This is a genomic window from Streptomyces sp. NPDC030021, assembly GCF_055574035.1.
On the sequence record NZ_JBVIAH010000007.1, the window covers coordinates 94,352 to 111,173 of the forward strand.

Below are 16,822 nucleotides of genomic sequence, written 5' to 3' on the forward strand. Positions count from 1 at the left end.
GTCCGGCCGCCGTCCCGGCCGGGCCCCCTGCCACAATCCCGCCATGATCTTCCGTGAGGCCACCCGCCAGGACCTGCCCGCCGTACTCGCCCTGCTCGCCGACGAGGACTCGGTCGTCGACCCGGCCCGGTTCGTGGTCGGCGAGGCGCACGAGCGGGCCTTCGCCGCGATCGAGGCGGACCCGCGCAACGAGATGCTGGTCCTCACGGACGGGGCGGATGGGGCGGACGGGGCCGGCGAGGTCGTCCTCGGCTGCCTGCAGCTCACGTACATCCCGGGCCTGGGCCAGAACGGGCAGGAACGGGCGCTGGTGGAAGCGGTACGGATCCGCGCGGACCGGCGGGGCGGGGGGCTCGGCGCCGAACTGATGCGGCTCGCCGCCGAGCGGGCCCGCGAGCGCGGCTGCGGCCTGGTCCAGCTGACCAGCAACAAGCGGCGGACGGCCGCGCACCGGTTCTACGAGCGGCTGGGCTTCGCCCGCAGCCACGAGGGCTTCAAGCTGCAGCTGGAGCCGTAACGGGGCCTTCTCGGACAAGCCAGGGACTTTCGGCCCTGGCGTGACGCTCAACACATCCCTACCGAATCGACCGGTTGTGGTGGTTGAGTATTTCCACGCTCGATCTTGTACCGGCTCGTACCGACCGCACTCCCGGAGGATCCTCGTGTTCCCCTCCATCTCCCTCGCTCAGGAAATCGGCCTCGCCGTCCTGCTCGTGGCCGCGATCGTCTGGTTCACCGGCCTCCGCAACATGCGGGAGGACAGCCGCTTCCCCCACTCGGATCCCGCCGCCGCCGAGGGCCTGCCGATGATCCCGGCCCAGCGCGGCTCCGCCGCGCATCCGATGGAGTCGGTGGAGCTGACCGAGGCAGAGAAGCAGGCCTTCGCGGGCCTGGTCCGCACGATCCCCCTGAGCTGACACCCGGCCCCGCGGCCTGCCCGTCGTGGCGGCCCGTCGGCTCCTTCGGCCTCACGGCGGTGAGCATCCTTCGGACGCAGCGCCGCAGTCCCGTCCCGCCGGATCTCGGGCGCCCGTGTCCGGACCTCCCACGGCTCTCGCATCCACACGAAACGCCCTCCCGGCCGTGGGGAACGGCGGGAGGGCGCTCGGGAGACGACGGTGCGGCCGGTGGGGCCGTCGGCTGACGTCAGTTGTGGCTGTGCAGGACCTCGTTCAGGCCGCCCCAGGCCGCCTTGTACGGGCGGGCCTCGACGGCGCCGGTCACCGAGTTGCGGCGGAAGAGGATGTTGTTGGCGCCGGAGAGCTCCAGGGCCTTGACGATCTGGCCGTCCGGCAGGGTCACGCGGGTGCCCGCGGTCACGTAGAGGCCGGCCTCGACCACGCACTCGTCGCCCAGCGCGATGCCCACGCCCGCCTCGGCGCCGATCAGGGTGCGCTCGCCGATCGAGATGATCTGCTTGCCGCCGCCCGAGAGGGTGCCCATGGTGGAGGCGCCGCCGCCGATGTCGGAGCCGTCGCCGACCACGACGCCCGCGGAGATGCGGCCCTCGACCATGGAGGTGCCGAGGGTGCCGGCGTTGAAGTTGACGAAGCCCTCGTGCATGACGGTGGTGCCCTCGGCGAGGTGCGCGCCGAGGCGGACGCGGTCCGCGTCGGCGATGCGCACGCCCTTGGGCGCGACGTAGTCCGTCATCCGCGGGAACTTGTCGATCGAGGTGACCTGGAGGTGCAGGCCCTCGGCGCGCGCGTTGAGGCGGACGGTCTCGACCTGGTCGACGGCGACCGGGCCCAGCGAGGTCCAGGCGACATTGGTCAGCAGGCCGAAGACGCCGTCGAGGTTCTGGCCGTGCGGCTTGACCAGGCGGTGGCTGAGCAGGTGCAGGCGCAGGTACGCGTCGTGCGCGTCCAGCGGCTTGTCCTCCAGGGAGGAGATAACCGTGCGGACGGCTACGACCTCGACGCCGCGGACCGCGTCCGTGCGGATCGCCTTGGCCGCGGCGGCGCCCAGCAGCTCCACGGCCTGGTCGGCGGTGAGGCGCTCGGTGCCGGCCGGGCCGGGCTCGGCGACCAGCTCGGGGGCGGGGAACCAGGTGTCGAGGACGGTGCCGTCGGCGGTGATGGTGGCAAGTCCGGCGGCGACGGCGCCGGTGGTACGCGTAGCAGTCATATCCGAAACCTAACCGGCGACGGCCGTCGGTTGCGAACCGGTCTCATGTGACGGTCGCGCGGGTCGCGCCGCGTGCCGGGCCTGGCGTGCGTGCGCCCCCAGCAGCGCCGTGCCCGCCCCCGCCGCCAGCACCGCACAGAGCGGCCACAGCAGCCCGGGCGCAACGGAGTAGAGGGCTCCGCCGAGCGGCGGACCGAGGACGACCCCGCTGACCGAGACGCCCGCGTACAGGCTCTGGAACCGCCCGATGGCGTGCTCGGGCGCCTGGTCGGCCATGTGGGCGGTGGCGGTGGTCTTGTAGAGGATCTCCCCGAGGCTCAGCAGGATCATCATCGTCACGGCGCTCGCGATCCCGGCCCCGAGCAGCAGCGCCGCGTACCCCGCCCCGACGAGCACCATCCCGGCGCCGATGACCGGCAGGGCCGGCCGCTTGCGCAGGGCGACGGCGGCGGGCAGTTCCAGGAGCAGGATCACCCCTCCGTTCAGGGCGATGACGAGCCCGAAGGCCCGCGCGTCGAGGCCGTGGTCGGCGAGGAAGACGGGGAAGGTGAAGTACTGCTGGCGGTAGACGATGTCGGTCACCAGGATCGCGCCGAGCAGCACCAGCACGGTGGGGCGGGCGCGCAGCTCCCGCCACAGGCCCTGTTCGCCGCGGCCCGGACCCCCGTCCTGGGCCGCGGCGGAGGGTGCACGGGGAGCGCCGCGAGCCGGGACGACCCGCGCGGTCCACAGGGCGAAGAGGAGCGTGCCGACGCCGTCGCCGACGAAGAGCCAGTCGTAGGAGAGGCCGGTGGCGATCAGGGCGCCGAGCGGTGGTCCGAGGGTGAATCCGCCGTTGGAGGCGCAGCGTACGAGGGCGAAGGCCTGGCGGCGGGCTCCCTCCGGGACGGTGACCGCGACGAGTGCGGAGTTGGCGGCCCGGATCACGCCGGAGGCGTACTGGGCCACGGGCAGGGTCAGGTAAAGGAGTGGCAGGGGGAGCAGCGGGAGGGCCGCGAGGGCCAGGCCCCCGAGGGTGGATGCGGCGAGCAGCACCCGGCGGTGGCCGAAGCGGTCTCCGTACCAGCCGCCGGTGAAGTTGCCTGCGACCAGGCCGATGCCGCTGATTCCGGTGACGAGGCCCGCCTGGGCGGCGCCGAGGCCGCGCGGGCCGGTCAGGTAGAGGAAGACGAAGACGAAGGTGAAGCTGACGACGGCGTTGACGAAGACCCCCGCAGCCAGCAGCCACACAACCCTCGGTATGTCCTTGAACCCCTGCAGCACACCCGTGCCCCCCTGCCCGACGAGTAAGTTCCCTTTGGGAACTGACTATGTCAGCATGACAGCCTTGGGTCAACGGACGAAGGAGTTCCCATGGCCCAGCGCACACACCTCGGCGACGCGGACTGCGCCATCGCCCAGGCCCTCGACGTGGTGGGCGACTGGTGGACGCTGCTGATCGTGCGCGACGCCGCGCGCGGTCTGCACCGCTTCGACGAGCTCCAGCGCGAGTTGGGGATGTCCCGCAAGGTGCTGGCGGAGCGGCTGAAGCTGCTCGTCGAGGCCGGGGTGCTGTCGCGCGAGCCGTACCAGGAGCGCCCGGTGCGGCACGAGTACCGGCTGACCCCGCGCGGGCGGGGGCTGCTGCCCGTCCTGGTGGCCCTCCAGGACTGGGGAGACACCTGGGTCCTGGGAGAGGGAGAGATGACGGCAACGACCGACGAGACCTCGCGCGAGGCGGAACGGGTGCACGCGCTGCGCGGCACGCGGGTGCCGCCGCTGCTGCTGCCGGACCGTTTCGGCGAGCTGAGCGACCCGGTGGCGGAGACCCCGTTCACGGTCCTGTACTGCTTCCCGGGCGCGTACGCGCGCGCCGAGTCCTACCCGCCCGGCTGGGCCGGTATCCCGGGCGCCAGGGGCTGCACGTTCGAGTCGTGCACCTACCGCGACCAGCTTGCGGAGTTCACCGCGGCCGGCGCCACCGTGCACGGGGTGTCGACCCAGCGCCCGGACGAGCAAAGGGAGTTCGCGGAGCAGGAGCGGCTGCGGTTCCCGCTCCTGTCGGACGCGGATCTGGCACTGACGGCCGCGCTGCGCCTGCCGACGTTCCGCGCGGCGGGCACGAGCCGGATCAAGCGGCTGACGCTCGTCATCGACCGCGACCGCACGGTCCGCGAGGTGATCTACCCGATCCAGGACATCGAGGCGAGCGTACGGACGGCCCTCGCGGCCGTACGCCCCGCAGGCTGAGCGGCCGCCGGGCCTCCGGGCCTCCGGGCCACCGGGCCAACGGGCCACCGGGCCAACGGGCCACCGGGCCGCCGGGCCGCCGGGCCGCCGCCTGCGGAGCCGCTCCCCCGCACCTTCCGGAACCGGGCCCCGCCCGGACCCGGCCGTGCAGGCCCGCCGGTGTCCGCGGACCGGGGCGCGGGGCGGAGTCCGAGCGGCGGCGGCGCGCCTACGCCGGCCGCAGGATCCGCCGCAGGACCTCGCGGGCGTAGTCCTCGTCGTAGGCGGCGTCCGTCAGCAGGACCTGCAGGCCGATCCCGTCCATGGCCGCCACCAGCGCCCGCGCGGTCACCGGGTCGGTGCGCGGGGTCAGCGCCGCCGACATCGCCTCGCACCACTGCGCCGCCACCGGCCGCAGCGCGGGGCGGCGCAGGGCCGCAAGGTAGAGCTCGTACTCCAGCTCGACCCGGCCCCGGTCCGCCGCCAGGAACTCCCCGAGCAGGCGGGCCAGGGCGCCGGCGAGGTCCGCATCCGGGTCGGCCAGTGCGGCCGAGTCCGCCACCGCCTGCGCGAAGCCCTCGTTGGCCTGGCGCAGCGCGGCGACCAGCAGGTCGTCCAGCGTCTTGAAGTGGTACGTCGTCGACCCGAGCGGTACGTCGGCCTCCGCTGCGGCGCTGCGGTGGGTCAGCCCGGCGATGCCCCGCTCGCCCACCACCCGGAGCGCCGCGTCGACGATCCGCTGCCGCCGGTCCGGGTCGTAGCGCCGCACAGCGGGGGTCATCAGTGGGCCCCGCCGAGATTCAGCAGGACCACCCCGCCGATCACCAGCGCAATCCCGGCAATCTTGGCGGCGGTGGCCGCCTCGCCCAGGAACACCATGCCTATCGCGGCGATCGCGGCGGTGCCGACGCCCGCCCAGATCGCGTACGCCGTGCCGACCGACATCGACTTCAGCGTCTGCGCGAGCAGGGTGAAGGCGATGACGTAGCCCAGCAGGGTGCCCAGCGACGGCCACAGCTTCGTGAAGCCGTCGCTGTACTTCATGGCGGTGGTTCCGGCGACCTCGGCGGCGATGGCCGCGGCAAGCATGACGTAGGGCATGCGTACAACTGTACACATCGATGCGTACGCACGTACACAAGCAGCCAGGAAACCCGCCGCCATGTCCCTGACATGCTGGGATACGGTGTGCGTTCGATGGGGGAACGAGCAGACGGAGCAGACGCATGACGCAGAGCACAGGGTGGGGATCCATGGGGGCACCGGGGCCGGGAGGCCAGGGCGGCGCGCCGCACTGGGGAGGATGGGCTCCGCCGCCACCGCCGAAGCCCGGGGTGGTACCCCTGAAGCCCCTGGGCCTCGGGGACATCGTGAGCGCCTCCTTCGCCACGTTCGGCCGCCACTGGAAGCAGCTCGTCGGTGTGATGCTGGCCGTGCTGGGCCTGTGCCTGCTGGTCATGGCCCTGCTGGCGGGCGTCGCCGTTGCCGCGGTGTACGACCACATCGAGCCTGTCTTCGACCCGCCCTACGGGCAGGACCCTGCGGCCGAGCACCTCACCCCGTTCATCGTCGCGGGCGTCACGCTGTTCGTGCTGCTGCTCGCCGTGGGGCTGCTGAGCACGGCCACGCTCACCGCTGTGTGCCCGGCGGTCCTCCAGCAGGCGGTCCTCGGCCGGCCCACCACCTTCCGCGCGGTGTGGCGCACGGCCCTGCGGCGGACTCCCTCCGTCCTGGGCACGCTGCTGCTCACGGGGCTGATCGCGGGCGCTCCCGTGCTCGCCGCCATGGCGGTGTGGATTCCGTTGATGGTCGTCTCCGTCTCCGGCGACGACCCGTCACCCGCGGCCCTGGTCCTCCTGCCCGTGCTCCTGCTGCCCGCCATCCCGGTGTCCGTCTGGCTCGGCACCCGGCTCAGCCTGGCCCCCGCCGTGGCGGTCATGGAGAAGGCCGCCCCCGTCACCGCGCTGCGCCGTTCGGCCGCGCTGGTCAAGGGCGACTGGTGGCGGATCTTCGGTATCACCCTGGTCGGCAGCATGATCGCGATGAGCGTCGCCTACATGATCCAGATGCCCTTCCAGCTCGTCGGCATGTTCGGGATGATCCCGCTCATGGCCGAGGCGGGCGAGGGAGCCGAGGGGGCCGACCCGTCGGCGGGCATGATCGTCGCCCTCGTGTTCGGCATCCTGTGCCTCATGGTCGGCGGCGGTGTGAGCCAGATGTTCCAGATCGGGTACACCCAGCTGTTCAGCAATCTGCTGTACGTGGACCAGCGCATCCGGCGCGAGAACCTCGCCCAGGCCCTCCTCGCCGAACTCGCCGCGCAGGCCCCCACCGCCGGACCCGTGCCCACGCCCTCGGAGCCGCCCGCGGACACGCTCGCGCACACGCTCACGGACGCCGACGCACCCACCGTCGCGCACCCGGACCGGCCGCAGCCGCGACCCGAACCGGAGCCGGACACGCTGCCCGACAGGCCGAAGGACGACTGAGCGGCCCGACGGGCCGCCCTGCGGACACGAGGAAGGGCCCCCGGCACGATGCCGGGGGCCCTTCCTCGTTCAAACGGCTCAGACGTTGAAGCCGAGCGCGCGGAGCTGCTCGCGGCCGTCGTCCGTGATCTTGTCCGGGCCCCACGGCGGCATCCAGACCCAGTTGATGCGAAGTTCGCTGACGATGCCGTCCGTCGCCGACTTCGCCTGGTCCTCGATGACGTCCGTCAGCGGGCAGGCCGCCGAGGTCAGCGTCATGTCGAGGGTGGCGATGTTCGCGTCGTCGATGTGGATGCCGTAGATCAGGCCCAGGTTGACGACGTCGATGCCCAGCTCGGGGTCGACCACGTCGTAGAGGGCCTCGCGGACCTCCTCCTCGGTGGCCGGCTTGATCGACGCCTCGGGCGTCGCGTTCTCGGTCATGCCGTCTCCCTCTCCGCGCCGCCCAGAGCCTGGGCCGTCGCGTCCTTCCACGCCATCCAGCTCAGCAGAGCACACTTCACACGAGCCGGGTACTTGGAGACGCCGACGAACGCGACCGCGTCCTCCAGCACCTCCTCCATGGCCTCGTCGGGCTCGATCTTGCCCTTGGACTGCATCATCTCCAGGAAGACTGCCTGGATCTTCTGCGCCTCGGCCAGTTCCTTGCCCACGAGCAGCTCGTTCAGCACGGACGCGCTGGCCTGGCTGATGGAGCAGCCCTGGCCCTCGTAGGAGACGTCGGTCAGCGTCTCGCCGTCGTACTTCACGCGCAGCGTGATCTCGTCACCGCACGTCGGATTGACGTGGTGCACCTCGGCGTCGCCGTCGCGCAGGCCACGCCCGTGCGGGTGCTTGTAGTGGTCCAGGATGAGTTCCTGGTACATCGAATCCAGCTTCACTGCGTCCTCGTCGCCTCGTCCGTCAGCCGAAGAAGTTCCGTACGTGCTCCAGCCCGTCGATCAGCGCGTCGACCTCGGCCGGAGAGGAGTACAGGTAGAAAGACGCTCGCGTCGTCGCAGGAATTCCGTAGCGCAGGCAGACGGGGCGCGCGCAGTGGTGTCCCACGCGGACCGCGATGCCCTGCTCGTCCAGCACCTGACCGACGTCGTGCGGGTGGATGTCACCCAGGACGAAGGAGATCGCGGCGCCGCGGTCCTCGGCCGTGGTGGGGCCGATGATCCGCAGGTCGGGCACCTCGGCGAGGCGCTTGATCGCGTACTCGGTGATCGCGTGCTCGTGCGCGGCGATCTTGTCCATGCCGATCGCGGTCAGGTAGTCCACGGCCGCGCCGAGGCCGACGGCCTGGGCGATCGGGGGCGTACCCGCCTCGAACTTGTGGGGTGCCGGGGCGTAGGTCGAGGCGTGCATCGACACGGTCTCGATCATCTCGCCGCCGCCGAGGAACGGAGGCAGGTCCTCCAGGAGCTCCTGGCGGCCCCAGAGGACGCCGATGCCGGTCGGGCCGCACATCTTGTGGCCGGTGAAGGCCACGAAGTCGGCGCCGAGCGCCTGCACGTCCAGCGGCATGTGCGGGGCGGCCTGGGAGGCGTCGATCAGCACGAGGGCGCCGACGTCCTGGGCGCGCCGCACGATCGCCTCGACCGGGTTGACCGTGCCCATGATGTTGGAGACCAGCGTGAAGGAGACGATCTTCGTCTTCTCCGTGATGACCTCTTCGATGTTGGACAGGTCGAGCCGGCCGTCGTCGGTGAGGCCGAACCACTTCAGCTTCGCGCCGGTGCGCTGCGAGAGCAGCTGCCACGGCACGATGTTGGAGTGGTGCTCCATCTCCGTGATGGCGATCTCGGTCTCGCGGTCGACCCGGTAGGGCTCGTCCGCCCAGCCGAGCATGTTCGCGACCAGGTTGAGCGACTCCGAGGCGTTCTTGGTGAAGATCACCTCGTCGCGGCTCGGCGCGTTGATGAAGGCGGCGACCTTGTCGCGAGCGCCCTCGTACAGCGCCGTGGCCTCCTCGGCGAGCACGTGCACGCCACGGTGAACGTTGGCGTTGTGCTGCTCGTAGTACTCGTTCAGCGCGTCGAGCACCTGGCGCGGCTTCTGCGAGGTCGCCGCGTTGTCCAGGTAAACGATCTTCTTCCCGTCGTGGACCACACGATCCAGAAGGGGGAAGTCCTTTCGGATCGCCTCGATGTCGAGGAGGCCAGGCAACTGTGTCACGCGGTCGCGCCACCCTTCGTGCTGTACGACTCGTAGCCTTCGGCCTCCAGCTTGTCGGCGAGCTCGGCGCCACCGGACTCGGCGATGCGGCCCTCGGAGAAGACGTGGACGAAGTCGGGCTTGATGTAGCGGAGGATCCGCGTGTAGTGCGTGATCAGCAGCGTGCCGACCTCGCCGGTCGCGCGGACGCGGTTGACGCCCTCGGAGACCTGGCGCAGGGCGTCGACGTCCAGGCCGGAGTCGGTCTCGTCGAGGATCGCGATCTTCGGCTTCAGGAGCTCCAGCTGCAGGATCTCGTGGCGCTTCTTCTCACCGCCGGAGAAGCCCTCGTTGACGTTGCGCTCGGCGAAGGCCGGGTCCATCTGGAGCTGCTCCATCGCGGACTTGACCTCCTTCACCCAGGTACGCAGCTTCGGCGCCTCGCCGCGGATCGCGGTGGCCGAGGTGCGCAGGAAGTTGGAGACCGAGACACCGGGGACCTCGACCGGGTACTGCATCGCGAGGAAGACGCCGGCGCGGGCGCGCTCGTCGACGGACATCTCCAGGACGTCCTCGCCGTCGAGGGTCACGGTGCCACCGGTGATGGTGTACTTCGGGTGACCGGCGAGCGAGTACGCCAGGGTGGACTTGCCGGAGCCGTTCGGACCCATGATGGCGTGCGTCTCACCCTGCTTGACGGTGAGGTCGACGCCCTTGAGGATCTCGCGGGCGCCGTTCTCGGCCTCGACGGAGACGTGCAGGTCGTGGATTTCAAGCGTTGCCATGGATACCTCAGGACTCCTGGGTGAGGGAGACGAGCACGTCGTCCCCTTCGATCTTTACGGGGTATACGGGTACGGGGCGCGTCGCGGGCAGACCCGAGGGCTTGCCGGTGCGCAGGTCGAAGGAGGACCCGTGCAGCCAGCACTCGATCATGCAGTCCTCGACCTCGCCCTCCGAGAGCGAGACGTTCGCGTGCGAGCAGATGTCGTTGATCGCGAACACCTCCCCCTCGGTGGAGACGATGGACACCGGCGTGCCGTCGAGTTCCACCCGCTTCGGGGTGTTCTCCTCCAGCTCGCTGAGCGCGCAGGCCTTGACGTAATTCATCAGACGGAACCCTGGAGCTCGGTCTCGATCTTGGCGAGCAGACGCTCCTCGATGTCGTCGACACCGATCTGCTGGACGAGTTCCGCGAAGAAGCCGCGGACGACCAGGCGGCGGGCGTCGTCGGCCGCGATGCCACGGGCCTGCAGGTAGAAGAGCTGCTCGTCGTCGAAGCGGCCGGTCGCGGAGGCGTGGCCGGCGCCGACAATCTCGCCGGTCTCGATCTCCAGGTTCGGGACCGAGTCGACCCGCGCGCCGTCCGTGAGGACGAGGTTGCGGTTCATCTCGTAGGTGTCGGTGCCCTCGGCGCTCTTCTGGATGAGCACGTCACCGATCCAGACCGCGTGGGCGTCCTGGCCCTGGAGCGCGCCCTTGTAGACCACGTTCGACTTGCAGTGCGGGGCGTCGTGCGTGACCAGGAGGCGGTGCTCCTGGTGCTGGCCGGCGTCCGTGAAGTACAGGCCGAAGAGCTCGGCCTCGCCGCCGGGGCCGGCGTAGCTGATGCGCGGGTGGATGCGGACCAGGTCGCCGCCGAAGGTGACGACGACCGACTTGAAGGTCGCGTCGCGGCCGACCAGCGTGTTGTGCTGGGAGCAGTGGACGGCGGTGTCGTCCCAGTCCTGCACGGACACGACGGTGAGCTTGGCGCCGTCGCCGACCAGGAAGTCGACGTTGGCGGCGCGCACGCCGTCACCGGTGTGGTCGATGACGATGACGGCCTCGGCGAAGGCCTGCACGTCGAAGACGGTGTGGCCGAAGGTGGTGCCGCCCTCGCCGTGCAGCGTCACGCGCACCGGCTCGGTCAGGACCGTCTCCTTGGGCACGGTGACGACCGTGGCCTTGGCGAAGGACGAGAACGCCTGGGCGGCGATCCGGTCCACCGGGGTGCCGGCCTTGCCGATGCGCGCGTCGCCGCGCTCCACCGACTCGACCGTGACGCCCTCGGGCGCGTCGATCTGGGCCTTCATGGTGCCGTTGGCGACCGCGGTGCCGTCGTGCAGGCCCTTGAGGCGGGCGAGCGGCGTGAAGCGCCACTCCTCCTCGCGGCCGTTCGGAACCGGGAAGTCCGCCACGTCGAAGGACGGGGGCGCACTCATCCGGGTGGCGACGGTGGACTCGGCGGCCACCGCGATCGCGCCGGCGGTGGTCGAACCCGCCGGAATGTTCTGAGCCTCAGCCATGGCTGTCGTCTTGCTCACTCTCTTTAAAGAACACTGCCTACGTCAAAGGATGTGCGGCGGGGGACGCCGCGCGGCCGGCGGTCAGCCGACCGATCCCTCCATCTGCAGCTCGATCAGCCGGTTCAGCTCCAGGGCGTACTCCATGGGCAGCTCACGCGCGATGGGCTCGACGAAGCCGCGCACGATCATGGCCATCGCCTCGAACTCCGTCATACCGCGGCTCATCAGGTAGAAGAGCTGGTCGTCGGAGACCTTGGAGACCGTGGCCTCGTGGCCCATGGAGACGTCGTCCTCGCGGACGTCCACGTAGGGGTACGTGTCCGAGCGGGAGATGGTGTCGACCAGGAGCGCGTCGCACAGCACGTTGGACTTCGAGCCGTGCGCGCCCTCGCCGATCTCGACCAGGCCTCGGTAGGAGGTGCGGCCGCCGCCTCGGGCCACCGACTTGGAGACGATGTTCGAGGAGGTGTTCGGCGCCATGTGGACCATCTTGGAGCCGGCGTCCTGGTGCTGGCCCTCGCCCGCGAAGGCGATGGACAGGGTCTCGCCCTTGGCGTGCTCGCCCATCAGGTAGACGGCCGGGTACTTCATGGTGACCTTGGAACCGATGTTGCCGTCGATCCACTCCATGGTCGCGCCCTCGTACGCCACGGCGCGCTTGGTGACCAGGTTGTAGACGTTGTTCGACCAGTTCTGGATCGTCGTGTAGCGGCAGCGGCCGCCCTTCTTGACGATGATCTCGACCACGGCGCTGTGCAGCGAGTCCGAGGAGTAGATCGGGGCGGTGCAGCCCTCGACGTAGTGGACGTAGGCGTCCTCGTCGACGATGATCAGCGTCCGCTCGAACTGGCCCATGTTCTCCGTGTTGATACGGAAGTAGGCCTGGAGCGGGATGTCGACCTTCACGCCCTTGGGGACGTAGATGAAGGAGCCGCCGGACCACACCGCGGTGTTCAGCGACGCGAACTTGTTGTCGCCGACCGGGATGACCGTGCCGAAGTACTCCTGGAAGAGCTCCGGGTGCTCCTTGAGCGCGGTGTCCGTGTCGAGGAAGATGACGCCCTGCTCCTCCAGGTCCTCACGGATCTGGTGGTAGACGACCTCGGACTCGTACTGGGCCGCGACACCGGCGACGAGGCGCTGCTTCTCCGCCTCCGGGATGCCGAGCTTGTCGTACGTGTTCTTGATGTCCTCGGGCAGGTCCTCCCACGAAGCGGCCTGCTTCTCGGTGGAACGCACGAAGTACTTGATGTTGTTGAAGTCGATGCCCGAGAGGTCGGAACCCCAGTTCGGCATGGGCTTCTTGTCGAACAGCTTCAGGCCCTTGAGGCGGAGCTTGAGCATCCACTCCGGCTCGGACTTCTTCGCCGAGATGTCGCGGACGACATCTTCGGACAGACCCCGCTTGGCAGCGGCACCGGCCGCGTCGGAGTCGGCCCAGCCGTATTCGTAAGTGCCCAGGCCATCGAGCTCAGGGTGAGCGATCTCCGTGGTCATGCGGGGTTCCTCCCGGCCGTACTTGCAGATACTGATGTGTCGGTCTGTGTGGTGCTCGCGCCACGCGGAATGAACGTCGTGCACACCCCGTCGCCATGGGCGATCGTGGCGAGGCGCTGCACATGGGTCCCCAGCAGACGGGAGAAGACCTCGGTCTCCGCCTCGCAGAGCTGCGGGAACTGCTCGGCGACGTGCGCGACCGGGCAGTGGTGCTGGCAGAGCTGTTCACCGCTGTGCGGACCGGGAGCGCTCTTCGCCGTAGCAGCGTACCCGTCCGTGGTCAACGCCCTGGCAAGGGCCTCCGTGCGCTCCTGCGGGGCGGCGGCCTCGACGGCCTCCTTGTAGGCCCGCGCCTGCGTTTCCATCCGCGACCTGGCGAAGGCGGCGACGGCCACGTCGCCCTTCTCACCGCCGCCGGCCGACTGCGCGATCCAGCGCAGGGCGTCCGCGGCGAGCGTGTCGTAGGACTGGTCGAAGGCGTCGCGGCCGCAGTCGGTGAGCGCGAAGACCTTGGCGGGCCGGCCCCGGGTGCGCGCACCGTACACACGCTGCTCACGGGGTTCGACCACGTCGTCGGTGACGAGCGTGTCGAGGTGGCGGCGGACGGCGGCCTGGGTGAGGCCGAGACGCTGGGCGAGGTCGGCGACGGTGGACGGACCGTGGTCCAGGATCGAGCGCGCCACGCGGTTGCGGGTTGACCGCTCCCCGGTGCCGAGCTCCCCCTGGAGGGTGTCGATCTGCCGTTCGCCGTATTTCACAACGCCATTGTTGCGTAATTAACCGAGCGGCGACAAGCCGTGATGGACGCCACCCCTGGTGGCCTCCATCACTAAGGGTTACCTTATTTGTCGACGGAGAGTTATTCGGAGGGCAGCATTCCGCTACTTTTCCGGATGGTCCCGCTGAGCCCGAAAACCGCTCCCCACCAGCACACCTCTACCCGCAGCCGTTCCTCGGCGCCGGGAAAATCGACCTCCGGAAAAGATCACTGAAACATGCCGACACCTCCAGGACCGACCGACTGAAAAGAACCGTATTCGCGACGCGGCGTTCGAATCCCTGACGCCGAACCGAAGACGAACCGGAGACGAAGAGGCCCTGACCCCGGGACCCACGGCCCCTCCCCCGGCTCCGTAGACTCACCCCTCATGAGCAACGACCCCGCCGTGGAGATCCGCGGACTGGTGAAGCGGTACGGCACCAAGACCGCGGTGGACGGCCTGGACCTCACCGTCCGGAGCGGCTCCGTCACCGCGGTCCTCGGTCCCAACGGCGCGGGCAAGACGACCACGGTGGAGACCTGCGAGGGCTACCGCCGCCCCGACGCCGGCACCGTCCGCGTCCTCGGCCTCGACCCGGTCGCCCAGGCCGGGGCCCTGCGCCCGCGGATCGGCGTGATGCTGCAGTCCGGCGGCGTCTACTCCGGAGCCCGCGCCGTCGAGATGCTCCGCCACATGGCCAAGCTCTACGCCGACCCGCTCGACGTCGGCACCCTGGTGGAACGCCTCGGACTCGGCGGCTGCGGCCGCACCCCCTACCGCCGGCTCTCCGGCGGCCAGCAGCAGCGCCTGGCCCTGGCCATGGCCGTGGTGGGCCGCCCCGAGCTGGTCTTCCTGGACGAGCCCACCGCCGGCCTGGACCCGCAGGCCCGCCGCGCGACCTGGGACCTCGTACGGGAGCTGCGCACCGACGGGGTCACCGTCGTCCTCACCACCCACCACATGGACGAGGCCGAGCAGCTCGCCGACGAGGTCGCCATCGTGGACGCGGGCAGGGTCATCGTCCACGGCAGCCCCGAGGAGCTGTGCCGCGGCGGCGCCGAGAACACCCTGCGCTTCACCGGCCGCCCCTCCCTCGACCTCGCCTCGCTCCTGAAGGCGCTGCCCGACGGCACCCAGGCCGCCGAGCTCACCCCGGGCGTCTACCGGGTCACCGGCGACGTCCACCCGCAGCTGCTGGCCACCGTCGCCTCCTGGTGCGCGCAGCACGGCGTGATGCCGAGCAGCCTCACGGTGGAGCGGCACACCCTCGAGGACGTCTTCCTCGAACTGACAGGCAAGGAGCTGCGCGCATGAGCGCCGGTACGTTCACCCCCAGCCCGGGGGCCGCGCCCGTGTCCCGCATGATCCTCGCGCAGGCGGCGCTGGAGACCCGGATGCTGCTGCGCAACGGGGAACAGCTGCTGCTGACCGTGATCATCCCGGCGCTGCTGCTGACCCTCTTCTCCGCCGTGGACATCGTCACCGTGCCCATTCAAGAGGGGGGCGGCGAGAAGTCCGTGGACTTCCTCGCGCCCGGGATTCTGGCGCTCGCCGTGATGTCCACCGCCTTCACCGGCCAGGCCATCGCCACCGGCTTCGACCGCCGCTACGGGGTCCTCAAGCGACTCGGGGCCTCCCCGCTGCCGCGCTGGGCCCTGATGGCCGCCAAGACCCTGTCGGTGCTGGTCACCGAGGTACTGCAGATCGCCCTGCTGACGGCGATCGCCCTCGCGCTGGGCTGGTCCCCGCAGGGCGACCCGCTGTCGGTGGCCGCGCTGATCCTGCTGGGCACCGCCGCCTTCTCCGGCCTCGGGCTGCTGATGGCGGGCACCCTCAAGGCCGAGATGACACTGGCAGCCGCCAACCTGGTCTTCCTGCTGCTGCTGGTCGGCGGCGGGGTGATCGTGCCGCTGGAGAAGTTCCCGGAGGCCGCGCAGTCCGTCCTGGGGCTGCTGCCCATCGCGGCCCTGTCCGACGGGCTGCGCGAGGTGCTCCAGCACGGTGCTTCGCTCCCCTGGGGCGACGCGGCCGTACTGGCGGGCTGGGCCGTACTCGGTCTGGGCGCCGCCGCGCGGCTCTTCCGCTGGGAATGAAATCCCTCCCCTCGCGGCGGCGATGCCGCGAGGATGGGCCCCTCACACATGAAGCCGGGGGGCGGACATGGTGCAGCGGGACGCCGTTCTACGGCTGGACGATCAATGGGCACGGGTGCGGTCGGGGGCGGAGCACACGGAGCCCGGGGAGCGCGAGCGGCTCCTCGACGAGCTGATCGGCGCCCTGCGCCCCTTCACGGACGACCCTCGGTGCACCGCGCTGCTCGGGCTGCGCCTGGCCGACCGGGCCGCCGCGCGGTTCGCGGCGGGGGACCGCGCGGGCGCCCTCGCCACGATCGAGGAGGGACTGCGCAGCTCCGAGCGCGCGGCCGGGCACTCCCCCGAGTTCGCCCGCTGGTACGCCCGCGGGCTGATCAACCACGGGGTCTGGCTGTCCTGGCCGCTCAGCGACGGGGCCCGGCTGCCGAAGCACCCACTGGGCCCGGCCGCCGGCGAGGGGCCGAGCGCCATGGAGCGGGCGGCCGGTGAGCGCGCCCGCGATCTGACCCGGACCGCGGTGGAGGTGTGGGCGGGGCTGGACCAGCGGGATCCGGTCAACCGGCGGGGCCTGGCGCAGGCCAAGGTGTTCCTCGGGGACCGCCTCGCCGAGCTGGGGTTCGCCGAGGAGGCCGTGGCCTGGGCCGTGGCCGCCGAGTCCGACTTCCGCCGGCTGCTGCTCGCAGACCCTGCCGCCGAGGAGTCCGGGGAGGCCGAGGAGGCCCTCGACCACCTCGGCCGCCAGCTGGAACTGCGGCTGCGCTTCCTGACCTTCGGCTCGCTGGTCAGCCTGCGCACGCAGGGGCTGCTGCCCGAACGGCTGCTGCCCCGGGCCGTGGTGGCCGCCCGTATCCAGGGGGTGGCGGAGCCGCGGATCGCGGCCGGGCTGGGGCTCGACGCCGAGCAGGTGCGCACGATGCTGGAGGTCACCCCCTGGCTCGCGGTGTGGCGCTTCGAGGTGCGCGGACCTGACGGCGCATGGAACGTACTCGAACATCCCTGGCACAGCACCATAGAAGTAAGGAATCGGACGGCCGAGGACGTAGCGGGCGAATTACTGCGCGGGTTCGCCGACTCGGCGGACTACCCGGGCGACGGCACCCATTGGCGCATCCTCCTGTGGTGGCAGGAGGAGGGCGACCCCGCAGGGGCGAGGTACCGGCTGGCCATCGGCCCGGACACGCCCCTGGCCACCCCCTCGTGAAACTTTGCACAAGGGGTCG

19 protein-coding genes are annotated in these 16,822 nt (G+C 70.7%); 7 read left to right on the forward strand and 12 right to left on the reverse strand.

What is annotated here, in order from left to right:
- Positions 1 to 43 precede the first annotated feature (43 nt).
- Together ACZ4YL_RS15695 and ACZ4YL_RS15700 are read left to right on the forward strand one after the other, a co-directional pair.
- Positions 44 to 517 (forward strand): GNAT family N-acetyltransferase, encoded by a 474-nt coding sequence (locus ACZ4YL_RS15695; protein ID WP_468116907.1) that lies wholly within the window; start codon positions 44 to 46, stop codon positions 515 to 517.
- Between the two features lie 145 nt (positions 518 to 662).
- Positions 663 to 917, forward strand: coding sequence for a hypothetical protein (locus ACZ4YL_RS15700; protein ID WP_468116909.1), 255 nt, complete (start codon positions 663 to 665; stop codon positions 915 to 917).
- A 229-nt stretch (positions 918 to 1,146) separates the two neighbouring features.
- Here ACZ4YL_RS15700 and dapD read toward each other — a convergent pair whose 3' ends face one another.
- Together dapD and ACZ4YL_RS15710 are read right to left on the reverse strand one after the other, a co-directional pair.
- Complete coding sequence (dapD, locus tag ACZ4YL_RS15705) at positions 1,147 to 2,127, reverse strand: 2,3,4,5-tetrahydropyridine-2,6-dicarboxylate N-succinyltransferase (RefSeq protein ID WP_030720326.1); 981 nt, start codon at positions 2,125 to 2,127, stop codon at positions 1,147 to 1,149.
- Between the two features lie 9 nt (positions 2,128 to 2,136).
- Entirely contained in the window at positions 2,137 to 3,357 is a 1,221-nt protein-coding gene (locus tag ACZ4YL_RS15710) for an MFS transporter (protein ID WP_468116911.1), read from the reverse strand.
- A 123-nt stretch (positions 3,358 to 3,480) separates the two neighbouring features.
- Here ACZ4YL_RS15710 and ACZ4YL_RS15715 point away from each other — a divergent pair, with 123 nt between their 5' ends.
- Complete coding sequence (locus ACZ4YL_RS15715) at positions 3,481 to 4,356, forward strand: winged helix-turn-helix transcriptional regulator (RefSeq protein WP_468116913.1); 876 nt, start codon at positions 3,481 to 3,483, stop codon at positions 4,354 to 4,356.
- A 208-nt stretch (positions 4,357 to 4,564) separates the two neighbouring features.
- On the opposite strand, the gene ACZ4YL_RS15720 is transcribed toward ACZ4YL_RS15715, so the two are convergent.
- Positions 4,565 to 5,116 carry a TetR/AcrR family transcriptional regulator gene (locus ACZ4YL_RS15720; protein ID WP_468116915.1) on the reverse strand — a complete coding sequence of 184 codons (552 nt, stop codon included), beginning with the start codon at positions 5,114 to 5,116 and terminating at the stop codon, positions 4,565 to 4,567.
- Positions 5,116 to 5,436 carry a DMT family transporter gene (locus tag ACZ4YL_RS15725; RefSeq protein WP_189735897.1) on the reverse strand — a complete coding sequence of 107 codons (321 nt, stop codon included), beginning with the start codon at positions 5,434 to 5,436 and terminating at the stop codon, positions 5,116 to 5,118. Before ACZ4YL_RS15725 ends, ACZ4YL_RS15720 begins: the two co-directional genes overlap by 1 nt.
- A 125-nt stretch (positions 5,437 to 5,561) precedes the next feature.
- Here ACZ4YL_RS15725 and ACZ4YL_RS15730 point away from each other — a divergent pair, with 125 nt between their 5' ends.
- Positions 5,562 to 6,824: a hypothetical protein gene (locus ACZ4YL_RS15730; RefSeq protein WP_468116917.1), complete on the forward strand. Its 1,263-nt coding sequence runs from the start codon at positions 5,562 to 5,564 to the stop codon at positions 6,822 to 6,824.
- A 78-nt stretch (positions 6,825 to 6,902) separates the two neighbouring features.
- Here the strand turns inward: ACZ4YL_RS15730 and ACZ4YL_RS15735 are convergent, their stop codons facing one another.
- From ACZ4YL_RS15735 to ACZ4YL_RS15770, 8 genes are all read right to left on the reverse strand, one after another.
- Positions 6,903 to 7,247 (reverse strand): metal-sulfur cluster assembly factor, encoded by a 345-nt coding sequence (locus ACZ4YL_RS15735; RefSeq protein ID WP_030009139.1) that lies wholly within the window; start codon positions 7,245 to 7,247, stop codon positions 6,903 to 6,905.
- Positions 7,244 to 7,705, reverse strand: a complete 462-nt coding sequence (gene sufU / locus ACZ4YL_RS15740; RefSeq protein WP_150256905.1) for a Fe-S cluster assembly sulfur transfer protein SufU — start codon at positions 7,703 to 7,705, stop codon at positions 7,244 to 7,246. Before sufU ends, ACZ4YL_RS15735 begins: the two co-directional genes overlap by 4 nt.
- Positions 7,706 to 7,727: 22 nt before the next feature.
- Positions 7,728 to 8,984 (reverse strand): cysteine desulfurase, encoded by a 1,257-nt coding sequence (locus tag ACZ4YL_RS15745; protein WP_030009137.1) that lies wholly within the window; start codon positions 8,982 to 8,984, stop codon positions 7,728 to 7,730.
- On the reverse strand, positions 8,981 to 9,748 hold the full coding sequence (gene sufC / locus ACZ4YL_RS15750) for a Fe-S cluster assembly ATPase SufC (RefSeq protein WP_030720347.1): 768 nt from the start codon (positions 9,746 to 9,748) through the stop codon (positions 8,981 to 8,983). Before sufC ends, ACZ4YL_RS15745 begins: the two co-directional genes overlap by 4 nt.
- 7 nt (positions 9,749 to 9,755) lie before the next feature.
- Positions 9,756 to 10,073 (reverse strand): bifunctional 3-phenylpropionate/cinnamic acid dioxygenase ferredoxin subunit, encoded by a 318-nt coding sequence (locus ACZ4YL_RS15755; protein WP_468116920.1) that lies wholly within the window; start codon positions 10,071 to 10,073, stop codon positions 9,756 to 9,758.
- Positions 10,073 to 11,251 carry a Fe-S cluster assembly protein SufD gene (gene sufD, locus ACZ4YL_RS15760; RefSeq protein ID WP_468116921.1) on the reverse strand — a complete coding sequence of 393 codons (1,179 nt, stop codon included), beginning with the start codon at positions 11,249 to 11,251 and terminating at the stop codon, positions 10,073 to 10,075. The genes ACZ4YL_RS15755 and sufD overlap by 1 nt, the downstream gene beginning before the upstream one ends.
- Positions 11,252 to 11,332: 81 nt before the next feature.
- On the reverse strand, positions 11,333 to 12,748 hold the full coding sequence (sufB, locus tag ACZ4YL_RS15765) for a Fe-S cluster assembly protein SufB (RefSeq protein WP_468116923.1): 1,416 nt from the start codon (positions 12,746 to 12,748) through the stop codon (positions 11,333 to 11,335).
- Positions 12,745 to 13,506, reverse strand: a complete 762-nt coding sequence (locus tag ACZ4YL_RS15770; protein WP_468116924.1) for a helix-turn-helix transcriptional regulator — start codon at positions 13,504 to 13,506, stop codon at positions 12,745 to 12,747. Before ACZ4YL_RS15770 ends, sufB begins: the two co-directional genes overlap by 4 nt.
- A gap of 390 nt (positions 13,507 to 13,896) precedes the next feature.
- Here ACZ4YL_RS15770 and ACZ4YL_RS15775 point away from each other — a divergent pair, with 390 nt between their 5' ends.
- The 3 genes from ACZ4YL_RS15775 to ACZ4YL_RS15785 all read left to right on the forward strand — a co-directional run bounded on the left by ACZ4YL_RS15775 (position 13,897) and on the right by ACZ4YL_RS15785 (position 16,803).
- On the forward strand, positions 13,897 to 14,823 hold the full coding sequence (locus ACZ4YL_RS15775) for an ABC transporter ATP-binding protein (RefSeq protein WP_468116926.1): 927 nt from the start codon (positions 13,897 to 13,899) through the stop codon (positions 14,821 to 14,823).
- Entirely contained in the window at positions 14,820 to 15,602 is a 783-nt protein-coding gene (locus ACZ4YL_RS15780) for an ABC transporter permease (RefSeq protein WP_468116928.1), read from the forward strand. Before ACZ4YL_RS15775 ends, ACZ4YL_RS15780 begins: the two co-directional genes overlap by 4 nt.
- A gap of 67 nt (positions 15,603 to 15,669) precedes the next feature.
- Positions 15,670 to 16,803 carry a hypothetical protein gene (locus ACZ4YL_RS15785; protein ID WP_468116929.1) on the forward strand — a complete coding sequence of 378 codons (1,134 nt, stop codon included), beginning with the start codon at positions 15,670 to 15,672 and terminating at the stop codon, positions 16,801 to 16,803.
- The last annotated feature ends 19 nt before the right edge of the window (positions 16,804 to 16,822 follow it).

What these genes read in the sequence shown, in the direction of transcription:
- ACZ4YL_RS15695 (WP_468116907.1), top strand. Translation starts at nt 44, where the DNA reads ATGATCTTCCGTGAGGCCACCCGCCAGGACCTGCCCGCCGTACTCGCC.
- dapD (WP_030720326.1), bottom strand. Translation starts at nt 2,127, where the DNA reads ATGACTGCTACGCGTACCACCGGCGCCGTCGCCGCCGGACTTGCCACC.
- ACZ4YL_RS15715 (WP_468116913.1), top strand. Translation starts at nt 3,481, where the DNA reads ATGGCCCAGCGCACACACCTCGGCGACGCGGACTGCGCCATCGCCCAG.
- ACZ4YL_RS15720 (WP_468116915.1), bottom strand. Translation starts at nt 5,116, where the DNA reads ATGACCCCCGCTGTGCGGCGCTACGACCCGGACCGGCGGCAGCGGATC.
- ACZ4YL_RS15725 (WP_189735897.1), bottom strand. Translation starts at nt 5,436, where the DNA reads ATGCCCTACGTCATGCTTGCCGCGGCCATCGCCGCCGAGGTCGCCGGA.
- ACZ4YL_RS15730 (WP_468116917.1), top strand. Translation starts at nt 5,562, where the DNA reads ATGACGCAGAGCACAGGGTGGGGATCCATGGGGGCACCGGGGCCGGGA.
- ACZ4YL_RS15735 (WP_030009139.1), bottom strand. Translation starts at nt 7,247, where the DNA reads ATGACCGAGAACGCGACGCCCGAGGCGTCGATCAAGCCGGCCACCGAG.
- sufC (WP_030720347.1), bottom strand. Translation starts at nt 9,748, where the DNA reads ATGGCAACGCTTGAAATCCACGACCTGCACGTCTCCGTCGAGGCCGAG.
- ACZ4YL_RS15755 (WP_468116920.1), bottom strand. Translation starts at nt 10,073, where the DNA reads ATGAATTACGTCAAGGCCTGCGCGCTCAGCGAGCTGGAGGAGAACACC.
- sufD (WP_468116921.1), bottom strand. Translation starts at nt 11,251, where the DNA reads ATGGCTGAGGCTCAGAACATTCCGGCGGGTTCGACCACCGCCGGCGCG.
- sufB (WP_468116923.1), bottom strand. Translation starts at nt 12,748, where the DNA reads ATGACCACGGAGATCGCTCACCCTGAGCTCGATGGCCTGGGCACTTAC.
- ACZ4YL_RS15775 (WP_468116926.1), top strand. Translation starts at nt 13,897, where the DNA reads ATGAGCAACGACCCCGCCGTGGAGATCCGCGGACTGGTGAAGCGGTAC.
- ACZ4YL_RS15780 (WP_468116928.1), top strand. Translation starts at nt 14,820, where the DNA reads ATGAGCGCCGGTACGTTCACCCCCAGCCCGGGGGCCGCGCCCGTGTCC.
- ACZ4YL_RS15785 (WP_468116929.1), top strand. Translation starts at nt 15,670, where the DNA reads ATGGTGCAGCGGGACGCCGTTCTACGGCTGGACGATCAATGGGCACGG.